This window comes from Nocardia sp. CA-151230 (assembly GCF_050942175.1).
In the GTDB taxonomy this organism is placed as follows: Bacteria; Actinomycetota; Actinomycetes; order Mycobacteriales; family Mycobacteriaceae; genus Nocardia.
This window is the reverse complement of the sequence record NZ_CP192061.1, coordinates 6,792,115-6,807,975: the sequence shown is the minus strand read 5'-3', so window position 1 is coordinate 6,807,975 and position 15,861 is coordinate 6,792,115. Positions and strand designations below refer to the sequence as shown.

The 15,861-nt window shown below is 68.9% G+C and carries 13 protein-coding genes; 4 read left to right on the top strand and 9 right to left on the bottom strand.

What is annotated here, in order from left to right; all coding sequences use genetic code 11:
- Positions 1–25 precede the first annotated feature (25 nt).
- The 3 genes from ACQP1O_RS32110 to ACQP1O_RS32100 all read right to left on the bottom strand — a co-directional run bounded on the left by ACQP1O_RS32110 (position 26) and on the right by ACQP1O_RS32100 (position 4,135).
- Positions 26–865, bottom strand: a complete 840-nt coding sequence (locus ACQP1O_RS32110; protein ID WP_433562129.1) for an alpha/beta hydrolase — start codon at positions 863–865, stop codon at positions 26–28.
- 164 nt (positions 866–1,029) lie between these two features.
- Positions 1,030–2,394 (bottom strand): M20/M25/M40 family metallo-hydrolase, encoded by a 1,365-nt coding sequence (locus ACQP1O_RS32105; RefSeq protein WP_433562128.1) that lies wholly within the window; start codon positions 2,392–2,394, stop codon positions 1,030–1,032.
- Positions 2,395–2,398: 4 nt separating this feature from the next.
- Positions 2,399–4,135, bottom strand: coding sequence for a CocE/NonD family hydrolase (locus ACQP1O_RS32100; protein ID WP_433562127.1), 1,737 nt, complete (start codon positions 4,133–4,135; stop codon positions 2,399–2,401).
- 70 nt (positions 4,136–4,205) lie between these two features.
- On the opposite strand from ACQP1O_RS32100, the gene ACQP1O_RS32095 reads away from it, so the two are divergent.
- The gene (locus tag ACQP1O_RS32095; protein ID WP_433562126.1) at positions 4,206–4,763 is read left to right on the top strand and encodes a GyrI-like domain-containing protein; all 558 of its coding nucleotides are present in this window, start codon (positions 4,206–4,208) and stop codon (positions 4,761–4,763) included.
- Positions 4,764–4,827: 64 nt separating this feature from the next.
- On the opposite strand, the gene ACQP1O_RS32090 is transcribed toward ACQP1O_RS32095, so the two are convergent.
- Positions 4,828–5,736 (bottom strand): oxygenase MpaB family protein, encoded by a 909-nt coding sequence (locus tag ACQP1O_RS32090; RefSeq protein ID WP_433562125.1) that lies wholly within the window; start codon positions 5,734–5,736, stop codon positions 4,828–4,830.
- Between the two features lie 447 nt (positions 5,737–6,183).
- Between ACQP1O_RS32090 and ACQP1O_RS32085 the strand changes: the two genes are divergently transcribed.
- The 3 genes from ACQP1O_RS32085 to ACQP1O_RS32075 all read left to right on the top strand — a co-directional run bounded on the left by ACQP1O_RS32085 (position 6,184) and on the right by ACQP1O_RS32075 (position 9,568).
- On the top strand, positions 6,184–7,356 hold the full coding sequence (locus tag ACQP1O_RS32085; protein WP_433562124.1) for a TetR/AcrR family transcriptional regulator: 1,173 nt from the start codon (positions 6,184–6,186) through the stop codon (positions 7,354–7,356).
- Between the two features lie 146 nt (positions 7,357–7,502).
- Positions 7,503–9,335, top strand: a complete 1,833-nt coding sequence (locus ACQP1O_RS32080) for an acyl-CoA dehydrogenase (RefSeq protein ID WP_433562123.1) — start codon at positions 7,503–7,505, stop codon at positions 9,333–9,335.
- Between the two features lie 5 nt (positions 9,336–9,340).
- Positions 9,341–9,568: a hypothetical protein gene (locus ACQP1O_RS32075; protein ID WP_379399828.1), complete on the top strand. Its 228-nt coding sequence runs from the start codon at positions 9,341–9,343 to the stop codon at positions 9,566–9,568.
- A gap of 139 nt (positions 9,569–9,707) precedes the next feature.
- On the opposite strand, the gene ACQP1O_RS32070 is transcribed toward ACQP1O_RS32075, so the two are convergent.
- The 5 genes from ACQP1O_RS32070 to lpdA all read right to left on the bottom strand — a co-directional run bounded on the left by ACQP1O_RS32070 (position 9,708) and on the right by lpdA (position 15,711).
- Positions 9,708–10,364 (bottom strand): TetR/AcrR family transcriptional regulator, encoded by a 657-nt coding sequence (locus tag ACQP1O_RS32070; RefSeq protein ID WP_433562122.1) that lies wholly within the window; start codon positions 10,362–10,364, stop codon positions 9,708–9,710.
- A gap of 328 nt (positions 10,365–10,692) precedes the next feature.
- Complete coding sequence (locus ACQP1O_RS32065) at positions 10,693–11,997, bottom strand: dihydrolipoamide acetyltransferase family protein (RefSeq protein ID WP_433562121.1); 1,305 nt, start codon at positions 11,995–11,997, stop codon at positions 10,693–10,695.
- Between the two features lie 15 nt (positions 11,998–12,012).
- Positions 12,013–12,996: an alpha-ketoacid dehydrogenase subunit beta gene (locus ACQP1O_RS32060; RefSeq protein WP_433562120.1), complete on the bottom strand. Its 984-nt coding sequence runs from the start codon at positions 12,994–12,996 to the stop codon at positions 12,013–12,015.
- Between the two features lie 22 nt (positions 12,997–13,018).
- Positions 13,019–14,242, bottom strand: a complete 1,224-nt coding sequence (gene pdhA, locus ACQP1O_RS32055) for a pyruvate dehydrogenase (acetyl-transferring) E1 component subunit alpha (RefSeq protein ID WP_433562119.1) — start codon at positions 14,240–14,242, stop codon at positions 13,019–13,021.
- An 11-nt stretch (positions 14,243–14,253) separates the two neighbouring features.
- The gene (lpdA, locus tag ACQP1O_RS32050; RefSeq protein WP_433562118.1) at positions 14,254–15,711 is read right to left on the bottom strand and encodes a dihydrolipoyl dehydrogenase; all 1,458 of its coding nucleotides are present in this window, start codon (positions 15,709–15,711) and stop codon (positions 14,254–14,256) included.
- Positions 15,712–15,861: the final 150 nt, after the last annotated feature.

Genomic DNA, 15,861 nt, shown 5'->3' with positions numbered 1-15,861 from the left:
ATTCCGGCCGGTAACGCCCCCGGGCTCAGCTCTGCGGCAGGTGCGCTTCGAGCCAGTTCACCAGGTCGGTGAGCACCTTGTCCTGTTCGGGCTCGTTGTAGATCTCGTGGTAGAGCCCGTCGTAGCGGATGACCGTCTTGTCCTCCGACGCCGCGCTCCGCTCCAGCAGGTCGCTGCCGGTGGGCGAGGCGAGGCCGTCGGAGGTGCCGTGCTGGACCAGCAGCGGGGCGGTCAGGCGGTCCAGGTGGGACTTGACGAACTCGCCCGCCCGCAGCATCTCACCGGCGGTGCGGGCCGGGACGCCGCCGTGGTGCACCAGCGGATCCTCGTCATAGGCGCGCACCACGTCGGGGTCGCGGCTCACCAGTTTCGAATCCAGCTTCACCACCGGCAGATTCGGCAGGTACTTCGACACCAGCGGCGCGGCCAGGCGCTGCACCGCATTGCCCGCCTCGATTTCGATGGCCGGGGCCGACAGCACGATGCCGCTCACCTCCGGCTGGTCGCGAGTGGCCAGGTAGGCGGTGGTGAGCCCGCCCATGCTGTGGCCGATGAGGAAGCTCGGCAGTCCGGGATGGCGTCCGGTGGCGGTGGCGAGCATGGTGCGCACATTGTCGGCCGCGGTATCCAGCGAGACGACATTCGCCCGCGGCCCCTCCGACTTGCCGTGCCCGGTGTGGTCGAGCGCATAGACCGCGAACCCGGACTCGGTGAGCCGCTGCGCGACATGCGCGTACCGGCCGGAGTGCTCGGCGTACCCGTGCACGATCACGGCGACGGCGCGGGGTTCGCCGTCGGGCAGCCACGCCTGCCAGAACACGCGACCCTCCGCTCCTTGGAATTCACCGGTTTCCGTGCGGGTCATTCGCCGCTCCCTTCGGTTCGAGGTCGTCACGCTGCCGGCGGGCGCGCCCGCCCAACACGGAGTGCGCCCGAAATGTCGAGTACCGGCGGAGTCATTCTCGCGCATCCGGCGCGTGGCGGGGCCGGACGGCCGAATCCGCGCGGTGGGAGAGGCGGTTGCCCGGGTCAGCCGACCAGGCGGTCGAGCAGAAGCCGGTTGAATCGGATCAATCGGGCGTAATCGGCGCGGGAGATGCGTTCGTCGGTGCCGTGGATGCGCTCGAGATCGGTGGCGGTCAGGATGATCGGCGCGAAATTACAGCGGGTGGCGGCGAGATCGTCGTAATAGCGGGAGTCGGTGGCGCCGGGGACGACGCCGACCGTGACGGCGATGCCCGGCGCCACTTCGCGCGCGACGGCGGCGACGAGATCGAAGTCCGGGCCCGCCGACGGGTCGGCCGAGGGTTCGGAGGTGGTGCCGTCGAGTTCGATGGACACGCCCTTGTCCCGCACCACCTTCCGGCAGTGGGCCAGTACATCGGCCACCGAATCGCCCGGCAGGATGCGGAAGTTCACGAACGCCTCGGCCCGCTGCGGCAGCACATTGGGCTTCACCCCGCCGCTGATCATGGTAGGCGCGGTGGTGGTCCGCACCAGCGCTTCGGTCTGCGGCCGGGCTGCCAGCACCCGCGCCGCGATGGCGCCGGCCACGTGCACCAGCCCGAGCAGCGTCCGGCGCGGTTCGGACATGAATTCCCGTACCCGCATGAGCATGTCGACCGCGACCGGCGTCAACCGCAGGGGGAACGGGTGATCCTGAATCCGCGCCACCGCCCGCGCCAGCCGCCCCACCGCGGTCTGCCGTCCCGGCATGGACGAATGCCCGCCCACATCGGTCACCGACAGCCGCACCGTCGCGAACCCCTTCTCGCCCACCATGATCGTGGCCACCGGCACATCGATCCCGTCGGCCACGCCCGTGGTGATCACGCCACCCTCGTCGACCAGCAACCGGGCTCGGACACCGGCGTCACGCAATCGCTGTGCCATCCGTCCCGCGCCCTCGGCGCCGAAGATCTCCTCGTCGTGCCCGAACGCGAGATAGACGGTCTCCCTGGGCCGTACACCCGCACTCAGCGCCCGCTCGACCGCCTCCAGAATCGCCAGCACCCGGCTCTTGTCATCGATAGCCCCACGCCCCCAGACAAATTCGGCATCCACCACGCCGTCGAACGGCGGATGCGTCCACGCCTCCAGATCGTCCACCGGCACGACATCCATATGCGCCAGCAGAATCGCCGCCGCAGTCTCATCCGGCCCGTCGGCGGCCGCCCAGCGGTACAGGCGGCTGTGTCCGAAGGCTTCCCAGGTGAGGTGCGTGTGGACCAGTGGGAAGGCCTGTTCGAGGTGGGCGGTGAGGCGGTCGAATTCGGCGGGGTCGATGCGATCGCGGTCCTCGTAGGAGACGGTTCGGCAGCGTAGCGCCGCGGCCAGCCGCTCGGCGGTGGCATCGTCGACGGTGCGGGCGTCGGTCGGCGCGGTGCTGGTCATCGGCCTATCCGCCGGCCCTGGGCGGGAAGTTCACGGTCACACTGGCATTGTTCACCACATCGGGGGCCAGCGAGACCGACTTCTCGTTCCGCCACTTCGGAATGGCCTCGCTCGTGTCGCCGGGCAGGTCGGGGGTGCGGATCGCGGTGAGCAGCGGCAGGTGGATCTGGGCCGTGGTGACGGTGACCGGTGCGAAGGCCGGCGGGTGCGCCCACACGTCGTCGACCACGTCGGTGACGCGGATGCCGATCCGGTGGCCTGCGGCTATGGGCCAGTCCTGCGCGAGCAGCCGGACCTGGGCGGTCGGGGTGACCGGGGCGATGCCGCGGGTGATGACGGTCGCCCGGTTGCCCGGGTCGATGTCGTAGACCTCGACGGTCACGGCCGCCGCGGCGGGCCCGTCCAGGCCGAGGGTGGCCGTCGCTTGACCGGACAGGTGCTGGTCCTGGTCGAGCGGTTGGGTCACGGTCCAGATCTCGCGGTCCGCGCCCGGGAGCAGGCCGCGGTCGTTGTAGCGTCCGGTGCGCAGATCGATGTCCAGGGCGCGGCTGTCGGCGGGCGGCCACGCGGTCTCCGAACGCCACCGGCCGTCGAACTGGCCGACGGTGATCCGGGGTCCGGGTACCCCCACATCCTTGCCCGCCACGTGCCGGTCGAAGAACGCCAGCAGCTCGGTGGCGAAGTCGGGCGAACCGCATTTCTCGGTGCAGTCGCGGTGACCCCACTGCCCGAACCAGGCCTTGTGATCGCCGGGGCCGAGCGCGTTCCACAGCGGGAAGACCCGGTCGGCGCGGGTGTTGTAGTCGACGAAGCCCTGGCTCAGGAACAGCGGAATGGTGTTGCCCCGCACCTTCTCCACCAGATCGCGGTCCCGCCAGAATGCGGAATTCGCGTCGTGGTTGGTGGTTTCGGCGAGGTAGTGCTGATAGCAGGCCGGATCGATGCTCGAAGCATTCGCTTTGTACTCGGCCGAATCGGTCGGATACGCGGGCGTGGAGGCGATCATCAGATGCTCGAAGCCGGCGAGATCGCCTGGCCGGAAGCCGTTCTCACTGATCGGCTTGAGCGAGAACTTCCAGGCGATGCCCTGCATGTAGAGGTACGCGTTGGGATCCACGACCGGTTCGAAGGAGGCCACCGCCGCCAGTCCGGCGGGCTGCTCGGCCAGACCCATGAGCCCGGTCCAGCCTTCGTAGGAGGTGCCGGCCAATCCGACCCGGCCGGTCGACCACGGCTGTGCCGCAGCCCATTCCACCGCGGTCTTCACGTCCGACCGCTCGCCCGGCCCGCCGAAATCGGGGCAGCCGTTGGAGCCGCCGAACCCGCGCAGATCCACGATCACGTAGGTGTATCCGGCCTGCAGGAACATCGACGCCGGCAGATCGGTGGTGGACGGCCCGCCCTTGATCCGCGGTTCGCTCAATCGCATGAGGTGTGCCCGGTACGGGCTGACGGTCATGATCACCGGTGTGCGCACGTCGTCGGCGATTCCGACGGGCCGCAGCACGTCCGCGTGCAATCGCGTCCCGTCCGGTGCGGTGATGAACTCCTCGCGCCATTGATACTGCGCCTCGGCCCCCGCCCTCCCCGGCACCGCCACAGCCCCCATCACCAGTAGCAGCACGCCGATCAACGCGCGCCACAACACCATCCGCATGCTCACCATAGTGACCTTGGTGCTTGCGGCGGCCACGATCCAGCCCCAGGAACCGGGGTGCGCGGTCCGCTTCCCGGTCGGCACGCCCCGCCGGGTTTGACCCTCCCGTCACGGGAGACCGCATCCTCGAATCGACCCCGAGGGAGGAGCACCCATGAAACTGGACCTGGCCAAGACCGACAGGCACTACTACGACGCCCCCACCGACCCCGTCCTGCGCACCTTCCGGACCTGCAACTACGCCACGGTCAGCGGTGTCGGCGCACCCCTGGGCGACGCCTACACCGAGGCCGTCTCGACCCTGTACCGAGCCGCCTACGGCGCCAAGAAGATCGCCAAGGCCGAGGGCAACGACTTCGTGGTCCCCAAGCTGGAGGGCCTGTGGTGGGTCGAATCGGACCGCCCCGCGCTGGAGGTGCCGCGTGACGAATGGCACTGGACCATGATGATCCGCATGCCCGACCCGGTGACTCCGGACATGGTCTCCGGAGCGACTTTCGAACAGCTCACCGAGGGCGACGCGATCCAGGTCATGCACCGCGGCCCGTACGCCACCGAGCCCGAGACCCTCGCCCGCATGGAAGCCTTCATGGCCGAACACCACCTGACCATGAGCGGCCGCCACCACGAGATCTACCTCTCGGACCCCCGCCGGACCCAGGACGCCGCCATGCGCACCCTGCTTCGCCATCCGGTCCGGCCGCTGTCCTGACGAGGGAGCTCCCACCGTGGTATTTCGCCGATTCCCCACGCTGAGAGCTCCCCGATCCCGGTGATCACACGGGACGGAGGTTGATCATCTTGCGCAGGCGGGCGCGGTCGCGTTCGAGGCGGCGGGCCTCGAAGGCGATGGGGAAGTAGCGGACGCGCTCGGGGAGCAGGGGGACGGTGCGGCCGATGAGGCGGCCCAGCAGGCGCAGGGCGCGTTCGTCTTTCGCGGTCCACTCCAGGCCCAGCCGGGCGCGGACGAGCTCGGGGGTGGTGCCGACGGTGAAGAAGTACTGGAGGCGGCCGACCGGACCGGTGACCGCACGCCAGACGGGATGCAGTGGAGCGGGGATCTGCTCGGGCGGGGCGATCTTCCGGATCACCTTCAGATAGTCGTAGGCGACATTCGTTGCGACGAGGTGGTTTTCGACCTGATCCTGGAACCAGGGCTCCCATTCCGCGTAGGTCGCGGGAATCTCCTTGGGGGCCACCGAGAAATTGCGCATGAGCTGCACGGTTTCCTGGTAGTAGGACTCCTTGTCGGTGTCGGTGAGCTTTCGGCTGGAGAAGTACTTGTTGCCCTCGGTGAAGGCGAACACGCCGGTGTGCAGGACCCAGGCCCAGGGCGCGGACGCGAGGGCCCGGTGCTTGACGCCCTGGGCGTCGGTGGAGTTCAGGGTGGCGTGCATCCGCCGCAGCCGGTCGGCCTCGGCGAGGGCCTCGTCGCCGCCGTAGACCCACATCATGACCGAGGCGATACTGCGCGTGGCCCGGCCCATCGGGTCGCTGCGGAAGGTCGAGTGCTCGTCGACCACCGCGGCGATGGTCGGTTCCATGGTCTGCAGCAGGAAGGCGGACCCGGCGGTGAGGGAGAAGGTGAGCAGGCCGACGTCATCCCACATCCGGCTGCCGGGTTCGAACGGGCGGCGTTCGGGACGGCCCTTGGCCTCGTGGTCGAGCGCGGCGGCGGCGGTCATGCTGATCTCCTTTGATCACTCCCGCCGGAGCGCCACACTCCGACAGGATGAGAGGGTTACCAACAAATCGTCTCATCATGTCGCGGGTGTGGCAACCGTCATCCGATCGTCGCCGGCCCGGCGCGCCGGGGATGCCGTGGTACCCTCGGTATCGGTACCGACGGTACCGGTATGGAGCCTTCCCATCATGAATGTCATGGCAACCACGGGCGCGGTGCTGCCGGTAGGGCCGCGTCTGCCCGCCGCTCTCCAGGCACGGCGGGGTAGCGTTCGCCCCGGCCGAGGGCGGCCGGGTGGTGCTGCGACGACGCACGCCGATCCGATCGGATCGCGCAGCGGCGGAAGCGGCTGTCGCCGGTGAGCTCGCGACCTGACCGGGTGTCCGCGCCGGCGCACCGGCGCACGCGAACCGCCGCGACCAGGAAGCGCCCTTCGACCCGGCGTTCCATGATCCTGAACGCCGCACTGGATGCCTTCGCGCACGATGGCTATCACCACACCTCCATGTCCGATATCGCGGCGGCCGTGGGCATTTCGGCGCCGGCGCTGTACCGGCACTTCCGCGGTAAACAGGAACTGCTCGGGCAGTGCCTGCTGGTCGGCCTCGACGAGACCCTGGCGCGCGTCGACGCCGCCCACCGGGCCGACCCGTCGGGGGCGGCAGTGCCGGCCGCCCTGGTCCGCGTCGCTCTCGAGCTGCGTGAGCTGCCCAGGTTGTGGCAGTTGGAGTTCCGCAATCTCGCGCCCGGTGACCGGACCGCGGCGCTCGTCCGCGCTGCCCGCCTCACCGGATATCTCCGGCACTGGATTCGCGGTTGCCGTCCGGAACTGAATGTCGCCGATGTCGAGTTGTTGAGCTGGTGCGTGCTGTCGGTCGCGGTCAGCCCGTCCTATCACCGGACCGAGCTGCCCCTACCGATCGCGGCGCAGGTGCTCGATTCCGTTGTCGCCGAGGTGATCCGGACGGAGCTACCGGACCGTCCGGCGGGGCGCTCGCCGGCGCGATCGGCGCGGCTCGACGGTGCGAATGCGGCACTGGATCGAGCGCTCCGGTCCGAGCGGATACTCGCCGAGGCGGCCCAATTGTTCAGCAGCCGCGGTTTCGCCGCCGTCGGCATCGAGGATATCGGCGCGGCGGTGGGGGTCTCGGGACCCGCGCTGTACTACCACTTCTCGAACAAGGCCGAGCTGCTCGATCGGATTGTGCGACGCCAGGACGAGTGGCTGCAGTTGACGCTGCTACGGGCGGTCGCAGAGACCCGCAGCGTCGAGGCGTCGATGCGCTCTCTGATGCGCAGCTTCGCACGATTCGGCGTCGACGAACCGGATCTGCTGGCTATTACTGTCAGCGAGACCCGCCACCTGCCCACCGACGCGGTGCAGCGCTACCGGCGCGTCCGGTTGGACGGCATTGCCCAGTGGGGGCGCATGTTGGAGGCCGTCCGGCCCGAGCTCCCGGCGGCGGTGGCGCGCCTGCTGATCCGCGCGTCCACCACGGTTGTCATCGAGGCCGTCCGCAATCCGCGGTTGCGGTGGCGCGACGATCTCGTCGACGTCCTGGTGGCGGTCGACGAGCGGATCGCGGCGGCCCCGGTCGGCGTCCGTGCGACGGCCCGGTGAATTACACCACTTAGCGGTCATTCACTTATTCGATTCGAATTGCCTGCTACCAGTGCATGAATGGTGGGAATTGATACCGGTTCCCTACTTATCGGTCATTAACAAGCCATTGTCAGCCTGTGCTGTTTCTCGAAAGGTGGTGACTCGTGAGCCATTACAAGAGCAACGTCCGCGACCTCGAATTCAACCTGTTCGAGGTGTTCGGGCTCGGGACAGTCCTGGACGCGGGCGCCTTCGGTGACCTCGACGCCGACACCGTGCGCACCATGCTGGCCGAAGCGGCCCGCCTCGCGGAGGGCCCCGTGGCGGCGCCCTACGCCGAAACCGATCGCACGCCACCGGTTTTCGATGCGGCGGCACACGCGGTGCGGCTGCCGGAAGACTTCAAGCAGGCCGTTCGGGCCTGGTACGACGCGGACTGGTGGCGAGTGGGCAAGGCCGAGGAGATCGGTGGGATGCCGGCGCCCGCGATGGTGTCCTGGGCTATCTCGGAATTCGTGCTCGGTGCGCAACCGGCCGCCTACATGTACCTGACCGGCCCGATGATGGCCGATGTCGTCCACGCCGTCGGTACCGAGCAGCAGCGCCACTGGGCGAAGTTGATGACGGAGCGGAACTGGGGCGGCACCATGGTGCTCACCGAGCCCGACGCGGGCTCCGACGTCGGTGCGGGCCGGACGAAAGCCGTTCGGCAGGAGGACGGTTCCTGGCGGCTCGAGGGCGTCAAACGCTTCATCACCGGCGCGGATTCGGACGATCTGTTCGAGAACATCGCGCACCTCGTGCTGGCGCGCCCGGAGGGCGCCGGTCCGGGCACCAAGGGCCTGTCCCTGTTCTTCGTGCCGAAGTTCCACTTCGATCCGGAGACCGGTGAGCTCGGTGACCGTAACGGCGTGTTCGTCACCAATGTCGAGCACAAGATGGGTCTCAAGGCTTCGGCCACCTGTGAGCTGACCCTCGGCGGGCACGGAGTTCCCGCGGTCGGCTGGCTCGTGGGCGAGGTGCACGACGGTATCGCGCAGATGTTCAAGGTGATCGAGGAAGCCCGGATGATGGTGGGCACCAAGGCGATCTCCACGCTGTCCACCGGCTACCTGAACGCTCTCGACTACGCGAAGCAGCGTGTGCAGGGCGCGGATCTGACCCGGCAGGCCGACAAGACGGCCCCGAAGGTGACGATCATCAACCACCCTGACGTGCGCCGATCCCTGCTGCTGCAGAAGGCCTACGCCGAAGGGCTGCGGTCGGTCTACCTCTACACGGCCGGGCACCAGAACGACGTGGTGGCGCAACATATTTCGGGCGCGGACCCGGAGCTGGCCGCGGCCGTCAACGATCTGCTGCTGCCGATCGTGAAGGGAGTGGGCTCCGAGCGCGCCTACCAGTACCTCGCGGAGTCGCTGCAGACCCTGGGCGGTTCCGGCTTCCTGCAGGACTATCCGATCGAGCAGTACATTCGCGACGCGAAGATCGACTCGCTGTACGAGGGCACCACGGCGATCCAGGCGCAGGACTTCTTCTTCCGCAAGATCGCCCGCAATCGCGGCGTCGCGCTGGGGCACGTGCTCGCCCAGGTGCGCCGGACCGCGGAATCCGACGGTCCGAAGCAGCTGAAGGTGGCCAAGGATCATCTCTCGGTGGCGCTGGCCCGGGTCCAGGACATGGCGGGAATCCTGACCGGCTATCTGCTGGCCGCCGGCGAACAGCCCGACGAGCTGTACAAGGTCGGTCTCGGCTCGGTCCGCTTCCTGCTGGCCGTCGGCGACCTCCTCATCGGGTGGCGCCTGCTCACCGGAGCCGAAACCGCCCTCACCGCACTCGATTCGGACCCGGCCGAGACCGATCGCCGTTACTACGAGGGCAAGGTCGCCACCGCGACATTCTTCGCCCAGCAGGTGCTGCCCGGATTGGACGCCGACCTCGAGATCCTCGCCGCGCTCGACAGCGAGATCATGACCCTCGACGAATCGGCTTTCTGACCCCGGTGCGGAGTCATGAGTGGGCCATCGTCGAGTTCGCCCTGATCTGGCAGCCGTACGGTGGCCCCACCCCCGAGGACATCCTGGTCGAGTTCGGCATGACCGAACCCGTCTTCCGCGCGAGGATCCGTGCCGTCCTCTCGACTCGGGGCACGACGGCCGAGGAACCATTCCTCCGGCATGCGCGCTCGGCACTCTGGCCGTATCTGCGGGCGACCGGTGTCGCGCGCTAGGCCGGTTGCCGCCGGCGGAAGGCGCGCGGGGCCATGCCCTTTGCGTCGGCGGGGCGTCGGCGAGCGTGCTGTCGAAGGCGATGATGTATCGAATCGGCGACATTGTCGCACCGCGCCGCGGGGCCGCTGCCGGCGCAGGTCAGGAGGCGGCGGTGAGTGGCCGGTCGAAATCGATCGTCACGCCGGCGGCGGTCGCGGCCCGCTCGATGATCGCCCGCACCACGGGTTCCGCCGCCGCCACGAATTCCTCGGCTGAGCCGGGCATTTCGGCGGACGCGGACCACCAGTTCGCCGCGCCCTCCACCGCCCCGACGATCATCGAGGCGTAGAGGGATGCGTCGACCGTCGTTGTGGCGCCGGACGATTCGATGATCAGGATGACCAGATCGGCGACCTCGGACCGGATCGCCTGCCAATTCTCGAGCGACTTGGCCCCCGGGCTCTCCGCATCGAGGAACAGGAACCGCGCGATCTGCGGATGATCCACGATCAGCGCGGCGTATCCGGCGAGCGCGGCGTGCAGCATTGCCCCGGCGCTGCCCGCCGGCTGCCGGCGGACCTCGGCCAGGCCGCGCACGATGTCCTGCTTGGCCCGATCCGCGATGGCGAGCGCCAGATCCGCCTTGTCGGCGAAGAACCGGTAGAGGGTGGGCTTGGAGACCTTCGCCTCGGCGGCGATGGCGCGCATGCTGGCCTGCGCTCCCTCGGCCTCGATCACGCGGATGGCCGCGTCGATCAGGGTGCGCCGCATCTCGACCCGATGTTCGGCCCATCGTTCGGTCCGGGCGTCGCCCACAATCCACCTCTCCGACCGTCTGAGATGCAACATGTTCAGCGCGAATTCGCGTCTCGACCAGCGATGTTAGCAGGGCTCGAACGGCCGCCCGCGGCTCGGCAGGCCCGGCTACAGCCCGCTTCTCCATCCAACGCGGGCGCAAGAACGCGAAAAGCCGGATGGCGGGACCGGCCGGGTAAAACCGGTCCACGCCATCCGGCGTTCACTACCCGCCGCCGGGTGAGTTCGGCTGCCGGTCGCGGGGCGTGGCATGGGTAACCGCGCGCGCCGGGTGGCGGGCGACGTCGTCCGATCCTGGATCGAAAACCGGACGGCGATCGGGGCGTGACTAGGTCACGATGCGCAGCGGATGCTCGATGAGCTCCTTCAATTGCTGCAGGAAGCGGGCCGCGACGGCGCCGTCGATGGAACGGTGATCGGCCGACAGCGTGGCGCGAAGGATCTTGCGCGCCACCACCTTCTCGCCGTCCAGCTTCAGTTCGTCCTGGGCCGCACCGACCGCGAGGATCGCGGACTCCGGCGGGTTGATGACCGCGGTGAACTGCTCGATGCCGAACATGCCCAGGTTCGAGATGGTGAAGGTGCCACCGGACATGTCCTCGCCGCGCAGTTTGCGGTCGCGGGCCCGGGCGGCCTTGTCGCGGCCCTCGGCGGCGATGGCGGACACGCTCTTGCGGTCGGCGTCGTGGATGACCGGGACCAGCAGGCCCGCTTCAGTGGCGACCGCGATACCGATATTGATCGCGTTGTGCCGCAACAGCTTGTCGCCCGCGAAGGAGACGTTCACCGCCGGATCCAGGCGCAGCGTGGTGGCGACCGCCTTCACCAGCAGGTCGTTCACACTGACCTTGCCGGAGCCGGTCTCCTCCAGGGTCTTGTTGATCTGCGCGCGGAAGGCGAGCAGCTCGGTCACATCGATCGCACTGGTGAGATAGATGTGCGGGGCCTGCTGCTTGGACTCGGTGAGACGCTGGGCCGAGACGCGCTGGATGGTGGTCAGCGGGATCTCTTCGTAGTTGCCGGTGGCCGGAGCGATCACGGGAGCCGGGGCGGCGGGAGCCGGGGCGGCAGCGGCGGGCGTGGCCGGAGCGACTGCGCTGCCCGCGTTTTCGACATCCTGCCTGGTAACGCGGCCGCCGGGGCCGGTGCCGGTCACGGCCGCGATATCGACACCGAGTTCCTTGGCAACCTTGCGGGCCAGCGGCGACGACTTCTTACGCTCCCCGGACTCGGCCGGAACCGCAGGGGCACTGCCGTTTCCGGCGGCGGGAGCCGAATTCGCCTGCGCGGTATCGGGTGCGGCGGCCGGAGCCGGGGCCGCAGCGGCCGGAGCCGCAGGGGCGGGTGCAGCGGCCGGAGCCGCAGGGGCGGGTGCAGCGGCCGGAGCGGACGCCCCGCTGCCGTCACCGAGAATCGCGATCGGCTCGCCGATGGCGACGGTGGTGCCGGGCTCGGCGATGATCTGCTCGAGCACGCCGTCCTCGTAGGCCTCGAGCTCCATCAGCGCCTTGTCGGTCTCGATCTCGGCGAGGACCTCGCCGGCCTTGACCTGGTCGCCGACCTGCTTGAGCCAGGCCGAGACGATGCCCTCCTCCATGGTGTCGGAGAGCCGGGGCATGGTTACTTCAGGCATGATTCCTTCCGGTTCTCAGCGTCGCTTGCCCACGGCGGCAAGGGTTTCGAGGGCGGCCCTGTACAGGGAGTCCGGCGACGGGAGCGCCAGCTTCTCCAGGGGCTTGGCGTAGGGCAGCGGCACCTCGGCCATGGCCACCCGGCGCACGGGGGCGTCGAGGTAGTCGAACGCGCCGTCGGAGATGGTGGCCGCGACCTCCGCGCCGATGCCGTAGGTCAGCCAGTCGTCCTCGCCGATGACGGCGCAACCGGTCTTCTTGACCGAGGCGACGATGGTGTCGCGGTCCAGCGGCCGCAGGCTGCGCAGGTCGACGACCTCCGCCGAGATGCCCTCGGCGGCAAGTTTTTCGGCGACCTGGGTGCAGACGTTGGCCATGCGCGAGTAGCCGATGAGCGTGATGTCGGTGCCCTCGCGGGTGACCGCGGCCTTGCCGATCTGGGCGGGCGGCAGATCGTCCGGCACCTCGCCCTTGGTGTTGTAGAGCGAGAGGTTCTCCAGGAACAGCACCGGATCGTCGTCGTCGATGGCGGCCTTGAGCAGCGCCTTCGCATCGGCGGGCGTGCTCGGAGCGACCACCTTCAGGCCCGGCACGAACGCGTAGTACAGCTCGATGTTCTGCGAGTGCGTCGCGCCGAGCTGCTGGCCGCCGCCACCGGGGGTGCGGATGACCATCGGCACCGACGTCTGCCCGCCGAACATGCCGTAGATCTTGGCGGCGTGATTGACGATCTGGTCCAGCGCCAGCAGCGAGAAGTTGATCGTCATGATCTCGACGACCGGGCGCAGGCCCAGCATGGCGGCGCCGATGGCCGCGCCGACGAAACCCTCTTCGGCGATCGGGGTGTCGCGTACCCGCTTCTCGCCGAACTCGGCCAGCAGGCCGGCGGTGATCTTGTAGGAGCCCTCGAAGACGCCGATCTCCTCCCCGATGAGGAAGACGTCGTCGTCGCGCCGCATCTCCTCGCGGAGGGTCTCGCGCAGCGCTTCACGGTAGGTCATGACAGCCACGGTGATGTCCTTTTCAGGCGGTAGCGACGGGCCCGGAGGCGGCAGCTTGCGTAACCACGGAGGGCCCCGCGGACGCCGCATCGGGCACAGCGAAGAGCGGATCGCCGGGCAGGCGACGGGAATCGCCCGCGACCGGGGTCGCGTAGTTGTAATCGAACAGGGTGGCCGGGTCCGGGTGCGGGGACTGATCGGCGAAATCGACCGCGGCGCGCACGCGTTCCTTGACGTCGGCCTCGATGGCGGCGGCGGAGTCCTCACTCAGCACGCCCGCTTCGAGAAGACGGTTGTGCCACAGCACGATCGGGTCGTGCTCGACGGCGGTGGAGACGGCGTCCTCGGTGCGGTACTTGGCCGGGTCGACGACCGAGTGGCCCTTGAGCCGGTAGGAGACGGCCTCGAGCAGTGCGGGCTTGCCCTCGCGGCGGGCGGTCTCGATGAGATCGCTCGCGACCTCGCGCACGGCCAGCACATCGGTGCCGTCCACGCGCTCACCGCGCATGCGGTAGGACGATGCCCGCTTCCACAGATCCGGTTCGGCGGAGGACTTCTCGACGGTGGTGCCCATGCCGGTCTGGTTGTTGATGACCAGGAACACGACGGGCAGGTTCCACAGCGCCGCGATGTTCAGCGACTCGTGGAAGGCGCCGATATTGGTGGTGCCCTCACCCATCTGGCACACCACGACGTCGTCGCCGCCGCGGTAGTCGATGGCCAGCGCCGCGCCTATGGCGAGCGGAACCTGGCCGCCGACAATGGCGTAACCGCCGAGCAGGCGGGTCTCGGTGTCGTACATGTGCATCGACCCGCCCCAGCCCTTGGAGGTGCCGGTGGAGCGGCCGTACAGCTCGGCCATGACGCGGCCGGGCTCGATGCCCTTGGCCAGCGCATAGCCGTGCTCGCGGTAGTTGGTGAACAGATAGTCGGTGGGGCGCATGGCCTTTCCGACGCCGACGACGGTGGCTTCCTCACCGAGGTTGAGGTGGCAGTAGCCGCCGATCTTGGCCTGCTGGTACGCCTGTGCGGTCCGCTCCTCGAAGCGGCGGATGAACAGCATGTCGGTGTACAGCTCGCGCAGGGTCGCGGCGTCGGTGCCCCCGAAATCGGCTCCGCCGAGCAGGGTTTCGGTGCCGGATACGGCTACGTCCGCAGTCTGGTCGGCCGGGCGGGTGGCCTTGCGCGCCGGCTTGCGCGGCGCGGCGGTGGTCTTGATCAGCTCCGCTGAAGTGGTCGTGGTCATGACGGAACTCCTCAACGCTTCCGGGGCGGCGCGACGTGAATCGGCAGGCCCAGCCCGACCAGGGCGGCCTCCATACCGATCTCGCCGAGGGTGGGGTGGGCGTGAATGGTCTCGGCCAGCTCGTCGAGGGTCGCCTCCAGCGAGATCGCCAGGGCCCCTTCGGTGATCAGGTCACTGGCCGACGGGCCGATGATGTGCACACCCAGCACTTCGCCGTGCTGCTTGCCCGCGACGATCTTCAGGAAACCCTCCTGATCGCCGAAGGACTTGGCCCGGCCCAGCGCCGCGAACGGGAACTTGGCGGTCACGATGTCGTGGCCCGCGGCCTTGGCGGCGTCCTCGGTGAGGCCGACGCTCGCGATCTCCGGATGCGTGAAGGTGGCGGCCGGGATCACGTTGTAGTCGATGTGGGCGGCGTGACCGGCGATGGTGTCGGCGGCGACCAGGCCCTGATGCGAGGCCACGTGCGCGAGCAGCGCCTTACCGGTGACATCGCCGATGGCGTAGACGTGCTCGACACCGGTGCGCAGGTGCTCGTCGACCGGGATGAAACCCCGTGCGTCGGTGGCGATTCCGGCGATCTCCAGGCCCAGCCCTGCGGTATTGGGGCGGCGGCCGACGCCGACCAGCACCACGTCCGCGGGCAGCTCCTGCGGCTTCGCGCCGCCGACCGTGACGGTCAGGCCCGTGCCGCCCTCGGCGATGGCGGTGACGGTCGCGCCGGTCAGGACCTTGATGCCGCGCTTGGTGAACGAGCGGACCAGCGCGACGCCGATCTCCTTGTCCTCCAACGGAACCAGGCGATCCTGCATCTCCACCACGGTGACATCGGTGCCGAACTCGTGGAACAGGTTGGCCCACTCCGCGCCCACCGCGCTGCCGCCGATGACGACCAGCCGCTTCGGCACCTCGGTGAGACCGAACGCGCCGTCGGAGGTGATCACACCGGGCAGGTCAGCGCCCGGGATCGGCAGTACGGCCGGGACCGAACCGGTCGCGACGATGACGTCCTCGGCGCTGACGGTGCGCACGGCGTTGGCGGTCGGGGCGGCGGCGTAGCGCGGGCCGCCCTCGAAGATCGGCGACGGACCGGCCTCGACGACCTCGACCGTGGTCGTGCTCGTGAAGCGGGCGTGGCCCTCGATGACGGTCACGCCGTTGGCGTTGAGCAGGCCCGCGACGCCGTCGGTCAGTTCCTTGACGATCCCGTCCTTGCGCTGCCGCACCGCGGCGTAGTCGAAACGCAGGTTATCGGCGTAGATGCCGAATTCGGCGGCGTGCGCGATGGTGTGGAAGACCTCCGCCGAGCGCAGCATCGCCTTGGTCGGGATGCAGCCCCAGTTCAGGCAGACGCCGCCCGGGCGTTCCTTCTCGACCAGGCCGACGGTGAGGCCTCGCTGAGCGGCGCGGATGGCGGCGACGTACCCGCCGGGACCGCCACCGATCACCAGAAGATCGAATTCCGGCACTCGTGGTGCTCCTCGTTCTCGATAACTCGACCCGCCATCGGTTGTGATGCGAGTCATTGCGAACGAGTCTGTCGGTCCTCATTTGCACAATCAATGCACTCGAAGCCCATATATGTCAGTGCGTGACTGGGCGCAGAGCACAATTTGTAC

Bases quoted from the DNA above. Each gene is read 5' to 3' on its own strand.
- ACQP1O_RS32110 (WP_433562129.1), bottom strand. From the start codon at position 865: ATGACCCGCACGGAAACCGGTGAATTCCAAGGAGCGGAGGGTCGCGTG.
- ACQP1O_RS32105 (WP_433562128.1), bottom strand. From the start codon at position 2,394: ATGACCAGCACCGCGCCGACCGACGCCCGCACCGTCGACGATGCCACC.
- ACQP1O_RS32095 (WP_433562126.1), top strand. From the start codon at position 4,206: ATGAAACTGGACCTGGCCAAGACCGACAGGCACTACTACGACGCCCCC.
- ACQP1O_RS32090 (WP_433562125.1), bottom strand. From the start codon at position 5,736: ATGACCGCCGCCGCCGCGCTCGACCACGAGGCCAAGGGCCGTCCCGAA.
- ACQP1O_RS32085 (WP_433562124.1), top strand. From the start codon at position 6,184: ATGATCCTGAACGCCGCACTGGATGCCTTCGCGCACGATGGCTATCAC.
- ACQP1O_RS32065 (WP_433562121.1), bottom strand. From the start codon at position 11,997: ATGCCTGAAGTAACCATGCCCCGGCTCTCCGACACCATGGAGGAGGGC.
- ACQP1O_RS32060 (WP_433562120.1), bottom strand. From the start codon at position 12,996: ATGACCTACCGTGAAGCGCTGCGCGAGACCCTCCGCGAGGAGATGCGG.
- pdhA (WP_433562119.1), bottom strand. From the start codon at position 14,242: ATGACCACGACCACTTCAGCGGAGCTGATCAAGACCACCGCCGCGCCG.